This is a genomic window from Providencia sp. wls1922 (assembly GCF_009706505.1).
Taxonomy (GTDB): Bacteria; Pseudomonadota; Gammaproteobacteria; order Enterobacterales; family Enterobacteriaceae; genus Providencia; species Providencia lanzhouensis.
On the sequence record NZ_WLUG01000069.1, the window covers coordinates 1 to 1947 of the forward strand.

The window sequence follows — 1947 nt, forward strand, 5'->3', positions numbered from 1 at the left end:
ATACATCATGTAGCAACACATCATACAACAGCGAAATTCTTTGCCAGGTACTGGCTTGAAACATTCTGGAAGTAAAAATGACTTGGTCTGAGTTTAAATCTCACTATCTCATCGGTTTTTGGAAACCGTTACCTGCGGTGATTGCGGCAGGTATCTTATCGACTTATTATTTTGGTTTAACAGGCACTTTTTGGGCTGTAACCGGTGAATTTACTCGCTGGGGCGGGCATATTATGCAGCTATTTGGTGCGCATCCAGAAGAATGGGGCTATTTCAAAGTTATTGGTTTTCAAGGTTCGCCACTTGATCGAATTGATGGCGTGATGATTATCGGTATGTTTGCTGGCTGTTTTGCCGCGGCACTTTGGGCAAATAATGTCAAAATTCGCATGCCGCAGCATCGGGTTCGAATTTTTCAAGCCATCCTCGGTGGGATCATTGCTGGATTCGGCGCTCGTCTAGCCATGGGATGTAACTTAGCGGCATTCTTTACGGGTATTCCACAATTCTCGTTACACGCTTGGTTCTTTGCTGTAGCGACTGCCGTCGGCTCTTACTTTGGTGCCAAATTCACCCTGCTGCCAATGTTCCGTATTGCGGTAAAATTGAAAAAAGTCTCAACAGCATCGCCATTAACTCAAAATCCGAATACAGCTAAAAAACGCTTTAAATTAGGCATGGCTATTTTTGCTGTCGCACTTGCGTGGGGCTTTTATACACTGCTAGATGCACCAGTCATGGGCTTTGCTATCTTATGTGGGATTGGTTTTGGTTTGCTGATTGAACGTGCTCAAATCTGTTTTACCTCCGCGTTTCGTGATTTATGGATCACTGGTCGTACTCATATGGCGAAAGCGATTATCATTGGTATGGCGGTCAGTGCGATTGGTATTTTCAGTTATGTGCAATTGGGCGCGACACCTAAGATTATGTGGGCTGGTCCAAATGCTGTGATTGGTGGATTACTATTCGGGTTTGGTATTGTCTTAGCGGGTGGTTGTGAAACTGGCTGGATGTACCGTGCCGTTGAAGGTCAAGTTCATTACTGGTGGGTTGGTTTCGGTAACATTATCGGTGCGACTATCTTAGCGTATTACTGGGATGATTTAGGCCCATGGTTGGCTACAGACTTTGACAAAGTGAACTTGCTAGAGACATTTGGTCCGGAAGGCGGCTTGCTCGTTACATACGCTTTATTAGCCATTGCATTTATTTTGATGCTGGTATGGGAAAAATATTTCTTCCGTAAACGTGCCCAAAAACTGGCGAATACTTCCATGGAGGCCGCATGAGCCATAAAGAAATAGTACCGGATTATCGATTAGATATGGTGGGCGAACCTTGCCCATACCCTGCGGTTGCGACGTTAGAAGCGATGCCATCGTTAAAACCTGGAGAGATATTAGAAGTGGTAAGTGATTGCCCACAATCTATCAATAATATCCCTTTAGATGCAAAAAATTATGGTTATAAGGTGTTGGATATTCAGCAAGATGGGCCGACTATTCGTTATCTTATCCAAAAATAACAAATACGCGTCATATTTTGCACTGTCGCGGTGTTGGCTTCATTCGTTAGCCCTAGTCACATACTTGTGTATGCTCCTAGGGTCTAACGCATTTGCCGCCTTGCGACAGCACAAACTATTTAGCGTATTGGTATTAGTCATATTTTGCACTGTCGCGGTGTTGGCTTCATTCGTTAGCCCTAGTCACATACTTGTGTATGCTCCTAGGGTCTAACGCATTTACCGCCTTGCGACAGCACAAACTATTTAGCGTATTGGTATTAGTCATATTTTGCACTGTCGCGGTGTTGGCTTCATTCGTTAGCCCTAGTCACATACTTGTGTATGCTCCTAGGGTCTAATGCATTTGCCGCCTAGCGACAGCACAAACTATTTAGCGTATTGGTATTAGTCATATTTTGCACTGTCGCGGTGTTGGC

Annotated in this window: 2 protein-coding genes; both read left to right on the forward strand. The window is 44.4% G+C overall.

The window, feature by feature from the left end; translation table 11 throughout:
* The first annotated feature begins 77 nt into the window (after positions 1–77).
* Positions 78–1292, forward strand: a complete 1215-nt coding sequence (gene yedE / locus GKR71_RS06730; RefSeq protein ID WP_036950333.1) for a selenium metabolism membrane protein YedE/FdhT — start codon at positions 78–80, stop codon at positions 1290–1292.
* Positions 1289–1528: a sulfurtransferase-like selenium metabolism protein YedF gene (gene yedF / locus GKR71_RS06735; RefSeq protein WP_006657165.1), complete on the forward strand. Its 240-nt coding sequence runs from the start codon at positions 1289–1291 to the stop codon at positions 1526–1528. Before yedE ends, yedF begins: the two co-directional genes overlap by 4 nt.
* Positions 1529–1947: the final 419 nt, after the last annotated feature.